Annotated in this window: 20 protein-coding genes and 1 riboswitch; of the genes, 8 read left to right on the top strand and 12 right to left on the bottom strand. The window is 60.2% G+C overall.

All coding sequences use genetic code 11. The features are described from left to right. Positions 1–25 precede the first annotated feature (25 nt). The 7 genes from PMI26_RS31430 to tkt form a co-directional block, all read right to left on the bottom strand. Positions 26–439 carry a hypothetical protein gene (locus tag PMI26_RS31430; RefSeq protein WP_157222273.1) on the bottom strand — a complete coding sequence of 138 codons (414 nt, stop codon included), beginning with the start codon at positions 437–439 and terminating at the stop codon, positions 26–28. A gap of 246 nt (positions 440–685) precedes the next feature. Beyond that, positions 686–1750 (bottom strand): class II fructose-bisphosphate aldolase, encoded by a 1065-nt coding sequence (gene fba, locus PMI26_RS12705; RefSeq protein ID WP_007975467.1) that lies wholly within the window; start codon positions 1748–1750, stop codon positions 686–688. A gap of 260 nt (positions 1751–2010) precedes the next feature. Further along, complete coding sequence (locus PMI26_RS12710) at positions 2011–2352, bottom strand: MliC family protein (protein ID WP_007975466.1); 342 nt, start codon at positions 2350–2352, stop codon at positions 2011–2013. Positions 2353–2408: 56 nt separating this feature from the next. Then, positions 2409–2630, bottom strand: coding sequence for a hypothetical protein (locus tag PMI26_RS12715; protein WP_007975465.1), 222 nt, complete (start codon positions 2628–2630; stop codon positions 2409–2411). Positions 2631–2665: 35 nt separating this feature from the next. Further along, positions 2666–3829: a phosphoglycerate kinase gene (locus PMI26_RS12720; RefSeq protein WP_007975464.1), complete on the bottom strand. Its 1164-nt coding sequence runs from the start codon at positions 3827–3829 to the stop codon at positions 2666–2668. A gap of 12 nt (positions 3830–3841) precedes the next feature. Next, the gene (epd, locus tag PMI26_RS12725) at positions 3842–4894 is read right to left on the bottom strand and encodes an erythrose-4-phosphate dehydrogenase (protein WP_007975463.1); all 1053 of its coding nucleotides are present in this window, start codon (positions 4892–4894) and stop codon (positions 3842–3844) included. A 151-nt stretch (positions 4895–5045) separates the two neighbouring features. Further along, complete coding sequence (tkt, locus tag PMI26_RS12730) at positions 5046–7043, bottom strand: transketolase (RefSeq protein ID WP_007975462.1); 1998 nt, start codon at positions 7041–7043, stop codon at positions 5046–5048. 262 nt (positions 7044–7305) lie between these two features. On the opposite strand from tkt, the gene PMI26_RS12735 reads away from it, so the two are divergent. From PMI26_RS12735 to PMI26_RS12750, 4 genes are all read left to right on the top strand, one after another. After that, entirely contained in the window at positions 7306–8301 is a 996-nt protein-coding gene (locus PMI26_RS12735) for an ArsR/SmtB family transcription factor (RefSeq protein ID WP_007975461.1), read from the top strand. Between the two features lie 18 nt (positions 8302–8319). After that, positions 8320–9510: a methionine adenosyltransferase gene (gene metK, locus PMI26_RS12740; protein WP_007975460.1), complete on the top strand. Its 1191-nt coding sequence runs from the start codon at positions 8320–8322 to the stop codon at positions 9508–9510. Positions 9511–9780: 270 nt separating this feature from the next. Further along, positions 9781–11460, top strand: a complete 1680-nt coding sequence (ligB, locus tag PMI26_RS12745; RefSeq protein WP_007975459.1) for an NAD-dependent DNA ligase LigB — start codon at positions 9781–9783, stop codon at positions 11458–11460. Positions 11461–11556: 96 nt separating this feature from the next. Next, positions 11557–11952 (top strand): DUF1090 domain-containing protein, encoded by a 396-nt coding sequence (locus PMI26_RS12750; RefSeq protein ID WP_007975458.1) that lies wholly within the window; start codon positions 11557–11559, stop codon positions 11950–11952. A 159-nt stretch (positions 11953–12111) separates the two neighbouring features. Here the strand turns inward: PMI26_RS12750 and PMI26_RS12755 are convergent, their stop codons facing one another. Further along, a complete protein-coding gene (locus PMI26_RS12755) occupies positions 12112–12561 on the bottom strand; it encodes a c-type cytochrome (protein WP_007975457.1) in 450 nt (149 codons plus the stop codon). Between the two features lie 128 nt (positions 12562–12689). Here PMI26_RS12755 and mltA point away from each other — a divergent pair, with 128 nt between their 5' ends. Next, positions 12690–13874 carry a murein transglycosylase A gene (gene mltA / locus PMI26_RS12760; RefSeq protein WP_007975456.1) on the top strand — a complete coding sequence of 395 codons (1185 nt, stop codon included), beginning with the start codon at positions 12690–12692 and terminating at the stop codon, positions 13872–13874. A gap of 142 nt (positions 13875–14016) precedes the next feature. Here mltA and PMI26_RS12765 read toward each other — a convergent pair whose 3' ends face one another. After that, the gene (locus PMI26_RS12765) at positions 14017–14400 is read right to left on the bottom strand and encodes an MAPEG family protein (protein WP_007975455.1); all 384 of its coding nucleotides are present in this window, start codon (positions 14398–14400) and stop codon (positions 14017–14019) included. A gap of 49 nt (positions 14401–14449) precedes the next feature. Then, the gene (locus tag PMI26_RS12770) at positions 14450–15283 is read right to left on the bottom strand and encodes an EamA family transporter (protein ID WP_007975454.1); all 834 of its coding nucleotides are present in this window, start codon (positions 15281–15283) and stop codon (positions 14450–14452) included. A gap of 317 nt (positions 15284–15600) precedes the next feature. On the opposite strand from PMI26_RS12770, the gene PMI26_RS12775 reads away from it, so the two are divergent. Further along, on the top strand, positions 15601–16770 hold the full coding sequence (locus tag PMI26_RS12775; RefSeq protein WP_007975453.1) for an MFS transporter: 1170 nt from the start codon (positions 15601–15603) through the stop codon (positions 16768–16770). Positions 16771–16773: 3 nt separating this feature from the next. Here PMI26_RS12775 and PMI26_RS12780 read toward each other — a convergent pair whose 3' ends face one another. After that, positions 16774–17670 carry a formate/nitrite transporter family protein gene (locus tag PMI26_RS12780; RefSeq protein WP_007975452.1) on the bottom strand — a complete coding sequence of 299 codons (897 nt, stop codon included), beginning with the start codon at positions 17668–17670 and terminating at the stop codon, positions 16774–16776. 176 nt (positions 17671–17846) lie between these two features. Then, positions 17847–18251 carry an acyl-CoA thioesterase gene (locus tag PMI26_RS12785; RefSeq protein WP_007975451.1) on the bottom strand — a complete coding sequence of 135 codons (405 nt, stop codon included), beginning with the start codon at positions 18249–18251 and terminating at the stop codon, positions 17847–17849. 198 nt (positions 18252–18449) lie between these two features. After that, positions 18450–18549, top strand: a riboswitch (S-adenosyl-L-homocysteine riboswitch). Between the two features lie 23 nt (positions 18550–18572). On the opposite strand from PMI26_RS12785, the gene ahcY reads away from it, so the two are divergent. Both ahcY and metF read left to right on the top strand, forming a co-directional pair. After that, positions 18573–19982, top strand: coding sequence for an adenosylhomocysteinase (gene ahcY, locus PMI26_RS12790; protein ID WP_007975450.1), 1410 nt, complete (start codon positions 18573–18575; stop codon positions 19980–19982). A 160-nt stretch (positions 19983–20142) separates the two neighbouring features. Further along, positions 20143–20988: a methylenetetrahydrofolate reductase [NAD(P)H] gene (metF, locus tag PMI26_RS12795; protein ID WP_007975449.1), complete on the top strand. Its 846-nt coding sequence runs from the start codon at positions 20143–20145 to the stop codon at positions 20986–20988. Positions 20989–21075: the final 87 nt, after the last annotated feature.

Genomic DNA, 21075 nt, shown 5'->3' with positions numbered 1-21075 from the left:
CCTGGCCCTCTAGCAACGCGCAAATCTATTGGATACACATCAACATAAAACTCTTCGAAGAATCGTAATTCTTCTCCAGACTCCCAACCAAATGAGTAACAACTTGAACGCTGCTAGAAGTTGGCGTACCGGCCAATTTTGCATGAGCATAAAAAATGTCATCAAACGTATTAACATCTGTTACAGATACAGCACAAAAGGCCGGAGCTTTTTTAAAGACCCCTGTTTCGAAAGCAATTTTATAAGTGGAGTAATATCCTGAACGAGGATTTACCTTTACTGCAGAAATCCATTCTGATGATTTTGCCAGCACCTTACCCCGGGAGTCGATCGAAGCAGTAAAAACTTCATCCTCCGATGCCGCTGAGCCCAGGCTCGGTGAAATCATCAAAACAACACAACAGAAGCACCTTGATATTTTTCTGAATGGCATCAGCATTTCCTTTCATCCATGAAATTTTATGCACGATTTGCGTACGAATTAATTTAAATAGCAAACCTCGATAGCAGTCAATAAAGACGCCAAGATAAAGAATAACACTTCACGCGCGCTCTATTTCCCCTACATAAACTGGAGCCATAAAGAACGCTCAGACGCCATATTTCTCACAACAATAGATATGACAGCCAATAAAAAACCCGCATCGCTGCGGGCTTTTTAATTCAACATGAACGCACCGAAGTCTTAGTTGACCTTGGCGTTCAACTCACCTTTCAGGTAACGCTGATACATGCCTTCCAACGAGATCGGCTTGATCTTCGATGCATTACCGGCAGTACCGAAGGCTTCGTAGCGAGCGATACACACGTCGCGCATGGCGGTGACAGTGGCGCCGAAGAATTTACGCGGGTCGAATTCGCTCGGGTTGGTGGCCATCAGGCGACGCATGGCGCCAGTGGATGCAAGGCGCAGGTCGGTATCGATGTTGACCTTGCGCACGCCGTGCTTGATGCCTTCGACGATTTCTTCAACCGGTACGCCGTAGGTTTCCTTGATGTCGCCGCCGTACTGGTTGATGATCGCCAGCCACTCTTGCGGAACCGAAGACGAACCGTGCATCACCAGGTGAGTGTTCGGAATGCGCTTGTGGATTTCCTTGATGCGGTCGATCGCCAGCACGTCGCCGGTAGGCGGCTTGGTGAACTTGTAGGCGCCGTGGCTGGTGCCGATGGCAATGGCCAGGGCATCAACCTGAGTGCGCTTGACGAAGTCAGCGGCTTCTTCCGGGTCGGTCAGCATCTGGCTGTGATCCAGAACGCCTTCGGCGCCGATGCCGTCTTCTTCACCGGCCATGCCGGTTTCCAGCGAACCCAGGCAACCCAGCTCGCCTTCTACCGAAACGCCGCAGGCGTGAGCCATGGCCACGGTCTGTTGGGTAACGCGCACGTTGTAGTCGTAGTCGGTCGGGGTCTTGCCGTCTTCGCCCAGGGAACCGTCCATCATCACCGAGCTGAAGCCCAGTTGAATGGAACGCTGGCAGACGTCAGGGCTGGTGCCGTGGTCCTGGTGCATGCACACCGGGATGTGCGGGAATTCTTCGATTGCCGCCAGGATCAGGTGACGCAGGAACGGTGCACCGGCGTATTTGCGAGCACCGGCCGAAGCCTGGACGATCACCGGGGAGTCAGTCTTGTCAGCGGCTTCCATGATGGCGCGCATCTGCTCAAGGTTGTTGACGTTGAAGGCTGGAACGCCGTAGCCGAACTCGGCTGCGTGGTCCAGCATCTGGCGCATGCTGATAAGTGCCATTGTGTGTGTCTCTCCCGGTTGAGGGTCGTTAATCGTGCCAGCCTGCCGTAGCGGCGGCGGCTATTCAAGTTATTGCAGATCGGGGGTTGAGCCCGGGCTGCGAATTCGGTGTTGCGAAAATCTCAAGAACTTCCCCGGAACCCTGTGGGAGCGAGCCTGCTCGCGATGGTGGCCCAGACAGCGCGGGCATTCAGGTGCCCAGCGTTATCGTTAACGACCATCGCGAGCAGGCTCGCTCCTACAGGTACGGCGTAGTCCGTTTATTGCGCTTTACAACCGCGCCCAATCAAATCATTGGTGGCGACCCAGTAAACCAGGCCTTCCTCACCTTTTATGTGAAACGCCAGCATGTCATTGCTGTACAGCGAACCCGATGCACCCGGTTCCTGCTTCAAGCGGTAGACCTGATCGGCACCGCCCAGGCGCACGTCGACGTCCTTGCGGCTGTCGTCGGTGTAGCGCCACAGCACTTTGGCCTGGCTGTCGCAGGTCCAGGTGGTCCAGTTATCCACAGGCGCGGACGACTGGAACGGGTTCAACTGATTCAGCTGAGCACAACCGGCCAACAGCGCCAGCGCCGTAACGGCGATAAAACCTTTCATCCGTGTCCCTCGACTGGCGGCGCACGCTGCCAGCCCTGAGTAATGAGTCAGACCCGTCAAGGGCAGCCATGTTCCTTGGCGGGCGTCCGGGTCTCGTATTTGTCCAGGCCTTCCGGCCCGGAACGCTTGTTGAGCACCGGGTTGGTTTCGGCCTGCCAGTCAGCCTGGTAGCAGCCCTTGTCCGACTCGGACGGCGCCGGTTCCGCAGTGGCCTTCGGGTTACTCCCGCACGCCACCAGCGAACCTGCGACGATCAACAACGCTAACGTCTTGACCATGTCAACACTCCCTTGCCTGGTCAAACGGGCGACCCTCAGGCCTTGGCCCGGCTTTCCAGGACTTCAACGGCTGGCAACACCTTGCCTTCGACGAACTCGAGGAACGCGCCGCCACCGGTAGAAATGTAGGAGATCTGCTCGGCCACGCCATATTTGTCGATGGCAGCCAGGGTGTCGCCACCGCCGGCAATGGAGAACGCCGCGCTGTCTGCGATGGCCTGGGCCAGCACTTTGGTGCCATTGCCGAACTGGTCGAATTCGAACACGCCGACCGGACCATTCCACAGGATGGTCTTGGACGATTTCAGCAGTTCGGCGAAGTTCGCCGCGGTCTGCGGGCCGATGTCCAGGATCATGTCGTCGGCAGCGACGTCAGCGATCAGTTTGACGGTCGCAGCGGCGCTTTCCGCGAATTCCTTGGCAACCACCACGTCCACTGGCAGCGGCACGCTGACTTTGGCGGCAATGGCGCGAGCGGTGTCGAGCAGGTCCGGCTCGTACAGCGACTTGCCGACCGGGTGACCGGCAGCGGCCAGGAAGGTGTTGGCAATGCCGCCGCCGACGATCAACTGATCGCAGATCTGGCTCAGGCTGTTCAGTACGTCGAGTTTGGTCGACACCTTGGAGCCGGCGACGATGGCCGCCATCGGCTGGGCCGGGGCGCCCAGGGCCTTGCCCAATGCGTCCAGTTCAGCGGCCAGCAGCGGGCCGGCAGCGGCGACTTTGGCGAACTTGGCCACGCCGTGGGTCGAACCCTCGGCACGGTGAGCGGTGCCGAAGGCGTCCATCACGAACACGTCGCACAGGGCGGCGTATTGTTGGGCCAGTTCGTCGGCGTTCTTTTTCTCGCCTTTGTTGAAGCGCACGTTTTCGAACAGCACGATGTCGCCTGCCTTGACGTCAACACCGCCCAGGTAATCGGCCACCAGCGGCACTTCACGGCCCAGGGCACGGCTCAGGTAGTCGGCAACCGGCTTGAGGCTGTTCTCGGCCGAGAACTCGCCTTCGGTCGGACGGCCAAGGTGCGAGCAGACCATCACGGCCGCGCCTTTTTCCAGGGCCAGCTTGATGGTCGGCAGCGAGGCCAGGATACGCGCATCGCTGGTGACAACACCGTCCTTGACTGGGACGTTGAGGTCTTCGCGGATCAATACGCGCTTACCTTGCAGATCGAGGTCGGACATCTTCAACACGGTCATGGGTCGCACTTCCTACGGTTTTTTTGAAGTTGCTGTTTGCAGATAGTGTTCTGCAACGTCCAGCATTCGGTTGGCAAAACCCCATTCGTTGTCGAACCAGGCCAGGATGTTCACCAGCCGTGGGCCGGAAACGCGGGTCTGACTGGCATCGACGATCGCCGAATGTGGGTCATGGTTGAAATCACAGCTTGCGTGGGGTAACTCGGTGTAAGCCAGCAGGCCTTTGAGCGGGCCGCTGGTGGCGGCTTCGCGCAGGATCCGGTTGACCTCGGTGGCGTCAGTCGCGGTGGCGGTCTGCATCGTGATATCGAGGCAGGACACGTTGACCGTCGGCACCCGCACGGCTTTGGCCTGAATTCGTCCGGCAAGTTCCGGCAACAGGCGTTCGATACCACGCGCCAGACCGGTGGACACCGGAATCACCGACTGGAACGCCGAACGGGTGCGGCGCAGGTCTTCGTGGTGATAGGCATCGATGACCGGCTGATCGTTCATCGCCGAGTGAATGGTGGTGATCGACACGTAATCCAGGCCAATGGCCTGATTCAGCAGGCGCAACAGCGGCACGCCGCAGTTGGTGGTGCAGGACGCGTTGGAAACCAGCAGTTCATCGCCGGTCAGGCAATCCTGGTTCACGCCGTAGACGATGGTGGCGTCGACATCGGTCTCGCTGGCCATCGGCTGGGAAAACAGCACACGCGGGGCACCGGCGTCGAGGAAACGCTGGCCGTCTTCGCGGGTGTGGTAAGCGCCGGAGCACTCCAGCACCAGATCGATGCCCAGGGATGCCCAATCGATGCCTTCGGGGGTGGCACTGCGCAGGACCTTCACGCAGTCGCCATTAATATGCAGACAATCGCCGTCGACCTTCACTTCACCGGGGAACCGGCCATGGGTGGAGTCGAAGCGTGTCAGGTATTCGATGCTGGCCATGTCCGCCAGATCGTTGATCGCGACAATCTCGAACCCGGCCTTGTCGCCTCGCTCGAACAACGCACGCAAGACGCAACGACCAATCCGGCCGTAGCCGTTGAGTGCAACTTTGTAGGGACGCGGTTGAGGCATGGGGTTCTCGATTACCGTGGTGAATCCGTTAGTGCAGCGTTGAATGTTCCATTGTCATCGCGAGCAAGCTCGCTCCCACAGGGTATACACCGTCCATGTGGGAGCGAGCTTGCTCGCGATAGCGTCAGTTCACACAACCCGATTTCCGGATTTAGTCTTCCAGCAGTTCTTCAGCCTGACCCAGGATGTTTTCCAGGGTGAAACCGAACTCTTCGAACAAAGCCGACGCAGGCGCCGACTCGCCGTAGGTGGTCATGCCGATCACGCGGCCTTCCAGGCCCACGTACTTGTACCAGTAGTCCGCGTGAGCGGCCTCGATGGCGATACGGGCGCTGACCTGCAACGGCAGGACCGATTGCTTGTAGCCGGCGTCCTGGGCATCGAACACGCTGGTGCACGGCATGGAAACCACGCGCACCTTGCGGCCCTGCTCGGTCAGCTTGTCGAAGGCTTGAACAGCCAGGCCGACTTCCGAACCGGTAGCGATCAGGATCAGCTCAGGCTCGCCCGCGCAGTCCTTCAGCACATAACCGCCACGGCTGATATCGGCGATCTGGCCGGCATCACGGGTTTGGTGCTGCAGGTTCTGACGGGAGAAGATCAGGGCCGAAGGACCGTCCTTGCGCTCCAGCGCGTACTTCCAGCACACCGCCGATTCAACGGCGTCGGCTGGACGCCAGGTGTCGAGGTTCGGCGTGCAGCGCAGGCTGGCCAGTTGCTCGATTGGCTGGTGAGTCGGGCCGTCTTCGCCCAGACCGATAGAGTCGTGGGTGTAGACGTGGATCACACGCTGCTTCATCAGGGCCGACATGCGCACTGCGTTGCGGGCGTATTCCATGAACATCAGGAAAGTCGCGCCGTAAGGCACCAGACCGCCGTGCAGGGCAACGCCGTTCATGATCGCGGTCATGCCGAACTCGCGCACGCCGTAGTACATGTAGTTGCCGCTGGCATCTTCGGCGGTGACGCCTTTGCAGCCTTTCCACAGGGTCAGGTTGGAACCGGCCAGGTCAGCCGAACCGCCGAGGAACTCGGGCAGCAGCGGGCCAAATGCGTTCAGGGCATTCTGGCTGGCTTTACGGCTGGCGATGGTTTCGCCCTTGGCAGCCACTTCGGCGATGTAGGCCGCGGCTTTTTCGCTGAAGTCGGCTGGCAGGTCACCGCTCAGGCGACGCACCAGTTCGTTGGCTTCAGTCGGGAACGCAGCGGAGTAGGCAGCGAAACGCTGGTCCCACTCGGCTTCGACAGCCTTACCTGCTTCCTTGGCGTCCCACTCGGCGTAGATGTCGGCCGGGATTTCGAACGGGCCGTGGTTCCACTTCAGCGCCGCACGGGTCAGGGCGATTTCCGCGTCACCCAGTGGGGCGCCGTGGCAGTCTTCCTTGCCTTGCTTGTTCGGCGAACCGAAGCCGATGGTGGTCTTGCAGCAGATCAGGGTTGGCTGCGAGCTTTTGCGCGCCGTCTCGATCGCGGTCTTGATCTCTTCCGGGTCGTGACCGTCGACGTTGCGGATCACTTGCCAGTTGTAGGATTCGAAACGCTTCGGCGTGTCGTCGGTGAACCAGCCTTCGACTTCGCCGTCGATGGAGATGCCGTTGTCATCGTAGAAGGCGATCAGCTTGCCCAGGCCCAGGGTACCGGCCAGGGAAGCGACTTCGTGGGAAATGCCTTCCATCATGCAGCCATCACCCAGGAACACATAGGTGTGGTGGTCGACGATGTTGTGGCCAGGACGGTTGAACTGCGCCGCCATGACTTTTTCAGCCAGGGCAAAACCCACGGCGTTGGCCAGGCCCTGGCCCAGTGGACCGGTGGTGGTTTCCACGCCCGGGGTGTAGCCGAGTTCCGGGTGGCCCGGGGTGCGGCTGTGCAGTTGACGGAACTGCTTGAGGTCATCGATCGACAGGTCGTAGCCGGTCAGGTGCAGCAGCGAGTAGATCAGCATCGAGCCATGGCCGTTGGACAGCACGAAGCGGTCACGGTCGGCGAACGATGGATTGCTCGGGTTGTGCTTGAGGTAGTCGCGCCAAAGTACCTCGGCGATATCCGCCATACCCATTGGGGCACCGGGATGGCCGCTGTTGGCTTTTTGCACGGCATCCATGCTGAGGGCACGAATGGCGTTGGCACGCTCACGACGGCTAGGCATCGCTGTTCTCCTGGGGGACTTGAATAAAACGAAACGGAAAAAAGGCGAGCATTTTCCCTCACCGGGCCGCCTCGGGGCAATGACAGATAGTCATCTGAAGGCGTTTTTCCAATGGATAACGACGTATTCGCCTGATGAAACCTTTCCGCTGTTCGTTTGTTGACTGAAGCTAACGTCAAGAAGTGCCATCTATCGAGCAATATCAAAACTTTTTGATATTGCTCTTGCGATGCCTTCGACCCGTGACTAGACTGCCGGCCTTATGAATTTACGCGTGCCCTCCATTCAGCATGACGATTGCGATGAGCTGGCGGCCTTGTGCAAGGCTGGCGGCGATCCCCTGCGTTTGAATGTTTTGCGCGCACTGGCCAACGATTCGTTTGGCGTGCTGGAGCTGGCGCAGATCTTCGGCATTGGTCAGTCAGGCATGAGCCACCACCTCAAGGTACTGGCACAGGCCGGCCTGGTGGCAACACGCCGCGAAGGCAATGCGATTTTTTACCGTCGCGCCCTGCCCCACACCGAACTGCTGGGCGGCAAATTGCACGCAGCCCTGCTCGAAGAAGTCGACAACCTGACGCTGCCGGCTGATGTGCAGGCGCGCATCGCCCAGGTCCACGGGCAACGAGCAGCCGCCAGCCAGGACTTTTTCTCACGGGTAGCGGAGAAGTTTCGCGCCCAGCAAGACTTGATCGCCGGCCTGCCGCAGTACCGCGAAAGCGTGGTGGCCCTGCTCGACAAGTTGAGCCTGCGCAAAGACGCCACGGCCATCGAAGTCGGCCCCGGCGATGGCGCATTCCTGCCGGAACTGGCGCGCCGCTTCTCGCAGGTCACGGCGCTGGACAACAGCACCGCGATGCTCGAACTGGCGCGCCAGGTCTGCGAACGCGACAAGCTGACTAACGTCAGCCTGCAATTGGCCGATGCATTGAACGGCGTCAGCCTCAAGGCCGATTGCGTGGTACTGAACATGGTGCTGCATCATTTTGCCGCGCCGGCCGATGCGCTCAAGCACATGGCCCACTTGCTGCAACCAGGCGGTAGCCTGTTGGTGACAGAGTTATGTAGCCACAACCAGAGTTGGGCCAAGGAGGCCTGCGGTGATCTCTGGCTGGGGTTTGAACAGGACGATCTGGCCCGTTGGGCCACCGCTGCGGGACTCGTTCCCGGGGAAAGCCTCTATGTAGGCTTACGTAATGGTTTCCAGATCCAGGTCCGCCACTTTCAGCGACCGGCTGGCGACACTCACCATCGGTAATTTCAGGAAAACATCGAGATGAGCGAATACTCCCTTTTCACCTCCGAGTCCGTGTCTGAAGGGCATCCGGACAAAATCGCCGACCAGATTTCTGATGCGGTGCTGGACGCCATCATTGCTGAAGACAAGTTCGCCCGTGTGGCGTGCGAGACTCTGGTGAAAACGGGCGTGGCCATCATCGCCGGCGAAGTCACCACTTCGGCCTGGGTTGACCTGGAGCAGATCGTTCGTGACGTGATCACCGACATCGGCTACACCAGCTCCGACGTTGGCTTCGATGGCGCGACCTGCGGCGTGATGAACATCATCGGCAAGCAGTCCCCTGACATCAACCAGGGTGTCGACCGTGCCAAGCCTGAAGATCAGGGTGCCGGCGACCAGGGCCTGATGTTCGGCTACGCCAGCAACGAAACCGACGTGCTGATGCCGGCACCGATCACCTTCTCGCACCAGCTGGTGCAGCGCCAGGCTGAAGCCCGTAAATCCGGCCTGCTGCCTTGGCTGCGTCCGGATGCCAAGTCGCAAGTGACCTGCCGCTACGAAAACGGCAAGGTTGTCGGTATCGACGCGGTCGTCCTGTCGACCCAGCACAACCCGGAAGTGTCGTACAACGACCTGCGCGAAGGCGTGATGGAGCTGATCGTCAAGCACGTGCTGCCTGCCGAACTGCTGAGCAAGGACACCCAGTTCCACATCAACCCGACCGGCCAGTTCATCATTGGCGGCCCGGTGGGTGACTGCGGCCTGACCGGTCGCAAGATCATCGTCGACAGCTACGGCGGCATGGCCCGTCACGGCGGTGGCGCGTTCTCCGGTAAAGATCCATCGAAGGTTGACCGTTCGGCGGCCTACGCCGGTCGTTACGTAGCCAAGAACATCGTTGCCGCCGGCCTGGCCGAGCGTTGCGAGATCCAGGTTTCCTACGCGATCGGCGTTGCCCAACCGACTTCGATCTCGTTGAACACCTTCGGCACCGGCAAGATCAGCGACGACAAGATCGTCAAACTGGTTCGCGAAGTGTTCGACCTGCGCCCATACGCGATCACCACCATGCTCGACCTGCTGCACCCGATGTACCAGGAAACCGCTGCGTACGGCCACTTCGGTCGCACCCCGGCGACCAAGACCGTTGGTGACGACACCTTCACCACATTCACCTGGGAAAAAACCGACCGCGCCGACGCCCTGCGTTCTGCTGCCGGCCTGTAAGACTTCCCCGCAACACCCGAAGCCCCGCACGGTTCGCGCCTTGCGGGGCTTTTTATTGGGGATTCGCTTTACACCGCGTCGCAACCTTCGCGGGCAAGCCCGCTCCCACAGGGGATTGAGTTGGTCAGAACACCAGCGTCTACTGTGGGAGCGGGCTTGCTCGCGAAGAGGCCAGCACAGCCGCCGGAAATACCCGGCAAAACACCCCCTCGCTGCGCCAACTGATACTGACCTAGCCTTAACGCACCTCACCGAGCAAGGACGCTCAAGATGCTTCCCGCCCTGCGCCTGCTTTTCGCTGCCCTACTGACCTTTACCTGCCTGACCGCCAGCGCCGCCGAGTGCCCGGACTGGCCATCAGAACGCGCCCGGATTGAAGTCAAAAAACTGCAACAACAAATCGACTTATGGGACGACAGCTATCACCGCCAGGGACGCTCACTGGTCGCCGATGAACTCTACGACCAGTCCCGCGCGCAACTCACCCAATGGCGCCACTGCTTCAACCTGAACCCGCCCGCAGACCCCTTGCGCACTGCGCGCGGCCCACTACCCCACCCCATCGCCCACACCGGCCTGGGCAAACTGCATGATCGGCCCGCCGTCGAAAAATGGCTGCGCGACCGGGTGGACGTCTGGGCCCAGCCTAAAATCGACGGGGTCGCGGTGACCCTGGTTTACCGTAATGGTCTGTTGGCCCAGGCCATCAGCCGCGGCGACGGCGAGAGCGGTCAGGACTGGACGGCTCCGGCACGACAGATTCCGGCTATCCCGCAGCAGCTATCCGAACCTCGGGATTTGCTCGTGCAAGGCGAACTGTATTGGCGCCTGACCGATCATGTGCAGGCCCGCGCCGGCAGCCTCAACGCCCGCGCCACGGTGGCGGGCCTGATGGCGCGCAAGGTCTTGAGCACCGAACAGGCCGCCGGCATCGACTTGTTTGTCTGGGACTGGCCCCAAGGGCCGGCAAGCACACCCGCCCAAGCCGCAGCACTGAAGGCGCTGGGCTTCCCCAGCACCACGGCATACAGCCAGCCAATCGCCTCCGTCAGCGATGCTGAACGCTGGCGTGAACACTGGTATCGCGCATCCCTCCCCTTTGCCAGCGACGGCATCGTCCTGCGCCAGAACCAGCGCCCGGCCGCCGAACGCTGGCAAGCCCGCCCACCCTACTGGGCCATCGCCTGGAAGTATCCCTTCGCCCAGGCACTGGCCGAAGTCCGCCAGGTTCACTTCAAAATCGGCCGGACCGGACGGATCACTCCGGTACTTGAACTGACCCCGGTGACACTCGATGACCGGCAGATCAAACACGTCAGCGTCAGCTCGTTGCAACGCTGGCGGGCGCTGGACATACGTCCGGGTGATCAGGTCGCCATCAGCCTGGCCGGGCTGACCATTCCCAGGCTTGATGGCGTCGTGCTGCGCAGCAGCGAGCGCGTCGAATTGAGCGTGCCGAAAGCAGCGGACTTTCATTCATTGAGTTGCTGGCAACCGACTCCGGGGTGTGAGGGCCAATTTCTCGCACGCCTGACCTGGCTCAGCGGCAAACAGGGTCTGGCGCTGCCCAATGTCGGTCCGGGCACGTGGGAAAAACTTCTTGCAACAGGTCGCCTGAACGGTCTGCTGGATTGGTTGACCCTTGATGCCCAAGAGCTTGCTACCATTGACGGTTTCGGCGAGCGCAGCGCGACTCGTCTTGCAGACAGCTTCAACCAGGCCCGGCAACGCCCGTTCGCGCACTGGCTGAAAGCCCTGGGATTGCCGCCTGCAGGTCCGGTGCCTCTCGGCGATTCATGGCAGACGCTGGCGCAGCGAGACATCGAGCAATGGCGAGCCGAGGCCGGTATCGGACCGGGACGCGCGGCGCAACTGAGCGCTTTTTTCCGCGATCCGCAGGTCCTGGCCTTGAGTGAAACGTTACGTGAAACGGGGATTGACGGCTTTTAGCTGCCAGCCCCGTGCCCACCGGGAACCCCTGGGGATCGCTGGGCTCCAACAAGCCATTGCCACACCGGCCCGCAGGCCTTCCTACTTGGAGCTTTTATGAAACTTCTTTCACCGCTCGCCCTCCTGGCCCTGTGCAGCATGCTGGCCACCCCGTTGATGGCGGACGAGGAAGCGCCGGGGCTGTCCGGTTGCGCCGCCAAGAAGCAAGGTATCGTCAACCAGATCGAATTGGCCAAGGTCCACGGCAACGCCGACCAGCAGGCCGGCCTGGAAAAAGCCCTGAGCGAAGTCGAAGCCAACTGCACCGACGCCTCGCTGAAGAAGGAAAGGGAAAACAAGGTGCTCGACGCCAGGCACGAAGTCAGCAAGCGTCAGGCAGACCTCGACAAGGCCATGAGCAAAGGCGACCCCGAGAAGATCAACAAGCGCAAAGACAAACTCGCCGATGCCCGCAAGGAATTGCAGGACGCTTTGGATGAGCTGGATAAGTAAGCACTGGCAACGAACTTGGATCTTTGGTGCTACTAAAGCAGCCTTCGCGAGCAAGCCCGCTCCCACACTGGATCACCGTCGAGCACAGATTTTGTGTCCACTGAAAATCAAATGTGGGAGCGGGCTTGCTCGCGAAGGCGTCAGACCGAACAACGCCAATCAATGATCTCGAAACGCCTTATGACACGCACTGCAAGCATCTTCGACTTTCTGCACCGCCGGCCCCAGGTTGCTGGCCTTGTAGGGTTGAACCTGGCTAGCGATCACCAGTTCACCGGTGGCGGATTCAAGATCGCGGGCCATGCCCTGAAAGCGTGCCTGCTGCTCCCAGACATCGCTCTTGGCGCTGGTGTGATCCTCCTCGCGCACCTGCGGAAAATGCTGCCACGGCTCACGGGACAACCCATCGAGCTTCACCGCGCCCTCGGCGAATTTCGGGCCATCGAACGGGATACGCCCGCGCAACATGCCGCCCAGGTCTTCGCCGGTCTTGAGCATCTGCTTGAAAATGGCCTTGCGCTGACCAAGCGGCGAGTTAGGGTCAACACCGCCACAAGCGGACAATGTCAGGCAGGCCAGCAATACAACAGAAAGTCTTTTAAGAGTCATGGTGGCTTCAGGTCACGGGAAACGGCGGCCAGTATCCTCGTGTCATCGGCAAAGACCAATAGCCCTATTATCAATAAGGGTTGCTTGAGCGCATGGAGCGATCAGGCAACCGGCAAAGGAATCACTCCATGAACAGCCGTTTAAAGGCATGGCGTCACAGCCTGGCCTGGACCCTGCCGATGATGGCCCTGCTCGCAGGCTGCACCGGTGGCGACAAGCAACAACCGAAAACCCATGCCCTGGCCACTTACTCCAGCGCTACATGGGAAGCGCTGCCGGCGGTGTCCGACGCCGACCTGGTCGCCGGTTTCGGCTCCTGGCACAGCGCCTGCACCCGACTCAAGGCCGACCCGGTCTGGGGTGGCACCTGCGCGGCGGCGGCCAACGTGCCGCAAACCGCCAGCGACATTCGCGGCTTTCTCAAGCAGAACCTCGATGTGTATGGCCTGCGCGCCGCCAACGACAACCCCAACGGCTTGATCACCGGCTACTACGAGCCGGTCTATCCGGGCAGCCTGACCCAGACCGGCATGGCCAATGTCCCGGTCTATGGCGTCCCCGAAGACATGATCATCGTCGCCCTCGACAGCATTTACCCGGAACTCAAGGGCAAACGCCTGCGTGGTCGGCTCGAAGGTCGCGTGCTCAAGCCGTACGACGATGCGGCTACCATCGAGAGTAAAGGGGTCAAGGCACCGGTCGTGGCCTGGCTGACCGATCCGATGAACCTGCAGTTCCTGCAAATCCAGGGTTCGGGTCGCATCCAGCTCGATAACGGCCGCCAGTTACGCATCGCCTATGCCGACCAGAACGGCCATCCGTATCGACCGATCGGCCGCTGGCTGGTGGAACAGGGCGAGTTGAAAAAAGAAGAGGTGACCATGGGCGCCATCAGCACCTGGGCCAAGGCCAATCCGTCGCGGATTCCCGAACTGCTCGGCAGCAACCCCAGCTATGTGTTCTTCACCCGTAACCCGGACAGCAACGAAGGTCCGCGCGGCTCGTTGAACGTACCGTTGACCGCCGGGTACAGCGCAGCCGTGGATCGCAAGGTGATTCCGTTGGGCAGCCTGCTGTGGCTGTCCACCACCAGACCGGACGGCACCGCGCTGGTTCGACCTGTGGCAGCGCAAGACACCGGTGGCGCGATTGCCGGTGAAGTCCGGGCGGATCTGTTCTGGGGCACCGGCGATGCAGCCGGGCAACTGGCCGGGGACATGAAACAGCAGGGGCAGATCTGGATGCTCTGGCCCAAAGGTGCGGCGTTGCCGCAAGTGCCGCAGGTGGCCGATGCGGTTAAAACCAATCCTTGAGTCTCGCATCGCCTGACAGTTAGCTTTCGCGAGCAAGCCCGCTCCCACACAGGATCACTGTCGAACACAGAATTTGTGTCCACTGAGGATCAAATGTGGGAGCGGGCTTGCTCGCGAAGAGGCCTTGATTAGCGCCTGAGACTCAGACGGACACCACAAAGAAACTCACGATCAACGCCATCCCCACGAACCACATCAACGACCGCAGCGCCGCCAAGTCCGCCAGATAGAAAATGATGAAAAGCAGACGACTGGTGATGAACAACACCGACAACACATTGATGGTCACCAATTCGGCGTTGCCCGCCAGGTGCGCCACGATCACCGCAGCTGCAAACGCCGGCGTCACTTCAAAACTGTTCAGCTGCGCCGCATTTGCCCGCTTGCCCAAACCCTCCAGGGAATCGAGAAATCCTCGTGGATCATGATTGTCTTTCAGTCGGAACCCGCCACTGATCTTTGCGACACCCGTGCATAGATACGGCAGGAAGATCGCAATCAAAATGCACCACAGAGCAACCGTCATTACGCAGTCCCTTCTTCATGTTGTAGAAAATCGAATCCATCAACGGCGATCAAAACTTCATCACCAGTATGCCGATCAGCACCAGCCCACAAGCTAAGAGGCGTGGCCCGCCAAAAGGTTCTTTGAGGTAACGCATGCCAAACAGCACCACCAGAATGACGCTGATCTCGCGCAACGCTGCCGCTTCTGCAATCGAGCCCAATTGCATCGCCCACAGCACCAGAGCGTAGCTGAACAACACGCAAAACCCGACCGCCAGACCCAGGCGCCACTGCTCGCGCCAGAACAGCATGAACGCGGGGCGCTTGCTTACCAATGCCAACAATGGAAACGGCCAGGCACTGAGCAAGGTGACCCAGACCAGGTAATCCAGAGGATGGGACCAGCGCCGCAAGGCCTGACCGTCGATGTAGGTGTAGCAACCGATACACAGGCCGATCAATGCCACCACCGGCAGCATCGACCACGGCAAACGCGCACCGCCGCCACCCTGCCAGAGCAGGCACAGCATGCCGAACGGGATCAGCAGGATTCCGAAAATCTGCTGATGGGTCAGCACCTCCCCGGCAAAGATCAGCGTCAGCGCCAGCACCACCAACGGTGACAGACCTCGCATCAGCGGATAAACCAGCCCGAGGTCGCCGACCCGATAGGCCTGGATCAGTAAGTAGCGGTAGAGCAGTTCGAACGCCGCCGAGGCCAGGATCCACGGCCAGATCTCCAGCGGCGGCAGGCTCAGGAACGGCACCATCAGCGCGACAAAGAGCAGCGCCACGCTGTCCATGCAGGCCACCACCAACAGCCGCTCCGCACTGAACTTGATCAGGGTATTCCACGCCGCGTGCAACAGCGCCGCCACCAACACCAACGCCGTCGCAAGCACGGCCCACTCCTTTTGTTGTCTACACGATCTCTGTAGGAGCGAGCTTGCTCGCGATGGACGTTAACGATAACGCGTGCTGTCTGGATAAACGCGTCGCCTTGACGTCTTTCGCGAGCAAGCTCGCCCCTACAGAATTTCGGTAGAGAATTGATTCGCCATATGTCAGCAGCTGTTTATACTGCAAACGACCACGCCGCACTCAGTTGCGCACAGACCAATTCCAATAAAAATCCTGCCCCGCCCGCTCTCGTCGAGAACGGTCGTCGGCCTGCGTATGCCTGATCACAGCGTCAAGACTACCGACAGAGACCTTGCGCATGCCACTCGCTTTGCTTGCCCTCGCCGTTGCCGCCTTCGGCATCGGCACCACCGAATTCGTGATCATGGGCCTGTTGCCCGACGTCGCCCGCGATCTCGGCGTCAGCATTCCCGATGCCGGATTGCTGATCACCGGTTACGCCCTGGGTGTGGTGTTCGGCGCGCCGATCCTCGCCGTCGGCACCGCCAACATGCCACGCAAAGCCACCCTGCTGGGCATGACGCTGATGTTCATCCTCGGCAACATGCTCTGCGCGCTGGCACCGAACTACGCCACACTGATGGCCGCGCGGGTGATCACGGCACTCTGCCACGGCGCCTTTTTCGGCATCGGTTCGGTGGTGGCTGCAGGCCTGGTTGCCCCCAACAAACGGGCCCAGGCGATTGCCATGATGTTCACCGGCCTGACCCTGGCCAACGTGCTCGGCGTGCCATTGGGTACCGCGCTCGGGCAATACGCGGGTTGGCGCTCGACGTTCTGGGCGGTGTCGGTGATCGGCGTGCTGGCCGCGATTGCGCAATGGGTCTGGCTGCCAAAAAACATCGCGATGGATAAAGCCAACCTGGCCAGCGAGTTCAAGGTGCTGGGCAAGGCCAACGTGCTGCTGGCCCTGGGCATGAGCGTGCTGGCCTCGACCAGCCTGTTCAGTGTGTTTACCTACATCGCGCCGATCCTGCAGGACATCACTGGCGTCAGCCCCCACGGCGTCACCCTCATGTTGCTGCTGTTCGGCGTTGGCTTGACCGCCGGCAGCATGCTCGGCGGTCGCCTGGCGGACAGCCGCTTGCTGCCATCGCTGGTGGGCATGGCATTGGCGGTGCTGGTGGTGCTGGCGGCATTCACACAAACCAGCCAATCGGTGATCCCTGCGGCAATTACACTGGTGCTGTGGGGGACGTTCGCCTTCGCGCTATGCCCGATCCTGCAATTGCTGATCATCGATCAGGCCCATGAAGCACCGAACCTCGGCTCAACGTTGAACCAGAGTGCCTTCAACCTCGGCAACGCCGCCGGCGCATGGATTGGCGGCCTGGTAGTGGCCAGCGGCGCGAATCTGGCGGACTTGCCGTGGACCGGCGCACTGGTCAGCGGCTTGACCGTGCTGACCGCGCTGTTCTTCATCTATCGCCAGCGTCGCGTTGCGGCTGCGCTGAATGTAGTGGGCTGAGCATCACCTTGATGGTTTTTTGATCGTCTTCGGATCAGCAGCTTCGCTCTGATCCGCTGACGCTTTCGGTGGTCCGCTTTCGCTACGGATCTGCGCATGACTGATCAGCGCGAAAATAAAGCTGCCTCCAATGATGTTCCCCGCCAGCGTCGGCCCGGCGAACACCAGCCAGAAGTCCTTCCACGGCAACTCGCCGGCAAACACCAGATACGAAACCTCCAGCGAGCCGACGACGATGTGGGTGAAGTCTCCCAGCGCCATGAGGTAGGTGATGAGGATGATGATCCACATCTTCGCGCTCTCCATGGACGGAATCATCCAGACCATGGTCGCGATCATCCAGCCGGAAACGATGCCCTTGGCGAACATCTGGCTGGCATGGTTTTCCATGACCTTGCGGCCGATATCGAGGAAGGCGACGTCGGTCTTGCTGTCGAAAATCGGCAGCTCCAGCATCACGTACGCCACCAGCAAGGTGCCGCAGAGATTACCGATCAGCACCACCGTCCACAGCCGCAGCAGACGGCCGAAGTTGGCCAGGGTCGGCTTGGTCATCACCGGCAGCACGGCGGTCAGGGTGTTTTCGGTGAACAGTTGCTGACGAGCGAGGATCACCGCGAGGAAACCGGCGCAATAACCGAAACTGGCGATCACCTTGAATCCCTCGCCGTCCGGCAGGCGCGAATTGAGCAGGCCCATGCCCATCAGCGACAGGCCCATGGTCAACCCCGCCGCCAGCGCCGACCACCACAAAGCGGCAATGCTGCGCTCCAGCTCCTGATCGCCCTGGGTGCGAATGATCTCGTGCAACACCGCGGCACGGGGCGGTTGGCTCTTTTCGACTTCGTGCTCTTCTTGCGCCGACAGGTTCGGGGTCTTGCCGTCTTGTGCCGAGTTCATGATGTGCGCAACCAGTGGCGGGCTATTTAGCTACGACACGCGGGGTTCACGGCTGTTCAGTGCCCAGACAAATCTTCAGCGAATGCAGAACCGCTTTCGCGAGCAAGCCCGCTCCCACATTGGAATGCGTTTCAAATGTGGGAGCGGGCTTGCTCGCGAAGAAAACGACGCCGATCTTACTGAACGGCGTCATCGTCCTGGAACTGATCTTTGACGTACTTGATCTCGGTCCGGCCGTGGGGCGCCGGCAAGCCGTCTTCACCGAGGTTGACGAAGACCATTTTCTCGACCGTGAGGATGCTCTTGCGGGTGATCTTGTTGCGCACTTCGCAGGTCAGGGTGATCGAGGTACGGCCGAACTCGGTGGCGGTGATGCCCAGCTCAATGATGTCGCCCTGGCGCGAGGCGCTGACGAAGTTGATTTCGGAAATGTACTTGGTCACCACACGCTGGTTGCCCAACTGGACGATGGCGTAGATCGCCGCCTCTTCGTCGATCCAGCGCAGCAGGCTACCGCCGAACAACGTGCCGTTAGGATTGAGGTCTTCGGGTTTTACCCACTTGCGGGTATGGAAATTCATGTTCACTCCTGAGCGTCTTGCCGAATGATGCTGACCATCATGGCAGAGCCCGACCCAGAGCTCTATTGAGCATCGACTATGGTCTCGATTACCGTTCGGACATTGACCGACAGAAACGCTTTGGAAGATCGGCATAGCCCGCTATAATCGCCACCGTTTCAAAACGGTCATCATCGCTTGATACCGTTTTCCCGCCACCTGTCCGAGGGGCGCTGCAGCAGGTTCGACCTGTCAGGCTCGGATGGGGCGTTGCCTGGCCATAAGCCAGACACTAAACGCACAACGGCGCCCATTCGCATACATTACGAATGGAGGCTCTTCATGAGCGCTGTTATCACGCCTGCAGATTTTACCGATTACAAAGTCGCCGACATGTCCCTGGCTGCCTGGGGCCGTCGCGAAACCATCATCGCCGAGTCCGAAATGCCAGCCCTGATGGGTCTGCGCCGCAAGTACTCCGAAGAGCAACCGCTCAAGGGCGCGAAGATCCTCGGCTGCATCCACATGACCATTCAGACTGCCGTGCTGATCGAAACCCTGGTTGCCCTGGGTGCCGAAGTGCGCTGGTCGTCCTGCAACATTTTCTCGACTCAGGATCAGGCCGCCGCTTCCATCGCCGCAGCCGGCATCCCGGTTTTCGCCTGGAAAGGTGAAACCGAACAAGAGTACGAGTGGTGCCTGGAGCAGACCATCCTCAAGGATGGCCAGCCATGGGACGCCAACATGATCCTCGACGACGGCGGCGACCTGACCGAACTGCTGCACAAGAAGTACCCACAGGTTCTGGATCGCGTCCACGGCGTGACCGAAGAGACCACCACCGGCGTTCACCGCCTGCTGGACATGCTGGCCAAGGGCGAGCTGAAAATCCCGGCCATCAACGTCAACGACTCGGTGACCAAGAGCAAGAACGACAACAAGTACGGCTGCCGTCACAGCCTGAACGATGCCATCAAGCGCGGCACCGACCACCTGCTGTCCGGCAAGCAAGCGCTGGTCATCGGCTACGGTGACGTGGGCAAGGGTTCCGCTCAGTCCCTGCGTCAGGAAGGCATGATCGTCAAGGTTTCCGAAGTCGACCCGATCTGCGCCATGCAAGCCTGCATGGACGGCTTCGAAGTGGTTTCGCCGTTCATCGACGGTATCAACAACGGTACCGAAGCCAGCATCGACAAGGCACTGCTGGGCAAGATCGACCTGATCGTGACCACCACCGGCAACGTCAATGTTTGCGATTCGAACATGCTCAAGGCCCTGAAGAAGCGCGCTGTTGTCTGCAACATCGGCCACTTCGACAACGAAATCGACACCGCTTTCATGCGCAAGAACTGGGCATGGGAAGAAGTGAAGCCACAGGTTCACAAGATCCACCGCACCGGCGCTGGCGATTTCGACCCACAGAACGACGACTACCTGATCCTGCTGGCCGAAGGCCGCCTGGTTAACCTGGGCAACGCCACCGGCCACCCGAGCCGCATCATGGACGGTTCGTTCGCCAACCAGGTTCTGGCGCAGATCTTCCTGTTCGGCCAGAAGTACGCCGACCTGTCGCCAGCCCAAAAAGCCGAGCGCCTGACTGTTGAAGTACTGCCAAAGAAACTCGACGAAGAAGTGGCCTTGGAAATGGTCCGTGGCTTCGGCGGCGTTGTGACTCAACTGACCAAGACCCAGGCCGACTACATCGGCGTGACCGTCGAAGGTCCGTTCAAGCCGCACGCTTACCGCTACTGATCGGATCTGCTGCCTGCTCTCCCTGTGGGAGCGGGCTTGCTCGCGAAGGCGGTTTATCATTCAACATTAATGTCGACTGACCCACCGCCTTCGCGGGCAAGCCCGCTCCCACATGGGATATGCAAGCCTCACAGGCTTACGCGTTTTCAAGGGTATTCCCATGTCCCAAGATCGTCGCTACAGCTTCGAGTTCTTCCCTACGAAGACCGATGCTGGGCATGAAAAGCTGCTCGCCACTGCTCGTCAGCTGGCCCTCTACAACCCCGATTTCTTCTCCTGCACCTATGGCGCCGGCGGTTCGACCCGTGATCGCACGCTGAACACCGTGTTGCAGCTGGAAAGCGAAGTCAAAATCCCTGCCGCTCCGCACCTGTCCTGCGTGGGCGACAGCAAAGACGACCTGCGTGGTCTGCTGGCCCAGTACAAGGCCGCCGGCATCAAGCGTATCGTCGCCCTGCGCGGTGACCTGCCTTCGGGCATGGGCATGGCCAGTGGCGAAATGCGCCACGCCAATGACCTGGTTGAATTCATTCGTGAAGAAACCGGCGACCATTTCCACATCGAAGTCGCCGCCTACCCGGAAATGCATCCGCAAGCGCGCAACTTCGAAGACGATGTCGCCAACTTCGTGCGCAAGGCCAACGCCGGCGCCGATAGCGCGATCACCCAGTACTTCTTCAACGCCGACTGCTACTTCTACTTCGTGGAACGCGTGCGGGCATTGGGCGTGGACATCCCGATCGTGCCGGGCATCATGCCGATCACCAACTACAGCAAGCTGGCGCGCTTCTCCGATGCCTGCGGTGCGGAGATCCCGCGCTGGATCCGCAAGCAACTGGAAGCTTACGGCGACGACACCCAGAGCATTCAGCGCTTTGGCGAACAGGTCATCACCGAGATGTGCGAACAACTGCTGCAGGGTGGCGCTCCAGGGCTGCACTTCTACACGCTGAACCAGGCTGAAGCGAGCCTGGCGGTGTGGAACAACCTGAAGTTGCCGCGTTAAGCAAAGCAAGATCAAAAGATCGCAGCCTGCGGCAGCTCCTACAGGAGCTTTCGTGGGCTGCGATTTTTTTGCTTCAACGCACTATAA

Origin of the sequence: Pseudomonas sp. GM33, from assembly GCF_000282295.1 — a bacterium.
Classification (GTDB): domain Bacteria; phylum Pseudomonadota; class Gammaproteobacteria; order Pseudomonadales; family Pseudomonadaceae; genus Aquipseudomonas; species Aquipseudomonas laurylsulfatiphila.
This window is presented reverse-complemented; position numbering and strand designations above follow the sequence as displayed.